This is a genomic window from Bifidobacterium sp. UBA744 (assembly GCA_002298605.1).
Taxonomy (GTDB): Bacteria; Actinomycetota; Actinomycetes; order Actinomycetales; family Bifidobacteriaceae; genus Bifidobacterium.
On the sequence record DBKS01000056.1, the window covers coordinates 1 to 674 of the forward strand.

Here is a 674-nt window from a genome sequence, read left to right on the forward strand (position 1 = left end):
TTCGTGGCTTCCGGCGATGTGCTCGCGCAGCTGAAGGCCAACGGCCAGATCGCCACGCAGTACGTGGACGAGGCCGGCGTGCCGGGCATGAACCTGGATGTGAACCCGAACGGTTCGCTTTTGGCCATCGAGGGCATCACCAGCCCGGACGGCCGCGTGTTCGGCAAGATGGGTCACTCGGAGCGTTACAGCAACGGCACGTTCGTGAACGTGCCCGGCGAAAAGGACCAGCCGCTGTTCGCGGCCGGCGTGGAGTACTTCGCCGCCTGATGCGCGAGGGCTGACTGAAGGCCGCGATATGCACCGCCTGTGAGCCAGAGAGGGTGTGCTCGGAATCCAACGCTCCGGACACACCCTCTACGCTTATATCGAAATTCGTACCTTCGCGATAGACGCCCCTGTCAAGCCGAGAAGTAACCGTCCTGGAGATCGACCGGCGCATTGGCGCGCCGCACAGCCTCCTCGTTGGCGCGGACCGTGCGATCAAGCGCATCGTCGTATCCGGCCAGCGCGGCGAACGGCATGAATTGCGCCGCGCGGTTGCGCATGCTCATATGGGCGTGTTTGAGCGATTGATGATGCGGCAGATCGATGATGTCGTCATAATCGCGTGTTTCCGTAAGTGTCATATGCCATCTTCCATTCATTGTCGTGCCGTCATCATTGCCGTGCCG

2 protein-coding genes are annotated in these 674 nt (G+C 61.7%); one reads left to right on the forward strand and one right to left on the reverse strand.

From position 1 onward, the window contains the following. On the forward strand, positions 1-270 hold a 270-nt coding region (locus B2994_RS06165; protein ID WP_291527494.1), incomplete at its 5' end, for a phosphoribosylformylglycinamidine synthase subunit PurQ. Between the two features lie 131 nt (positions 271-401). Here the strand turns inward: B2994_RS06165 and B2994_RS06170 are convergent. Then, positions 402-629: a hypothetical protein gene (locus B2994_RS06170; protein WP_291527495.1), complete on the reverse strand. Its 228-nt coding sequence runs from the start codon at positions 627-629 to the stop codon at positions 402-404. Positions 630-674 lie beyond the last annotated feature (45 nt).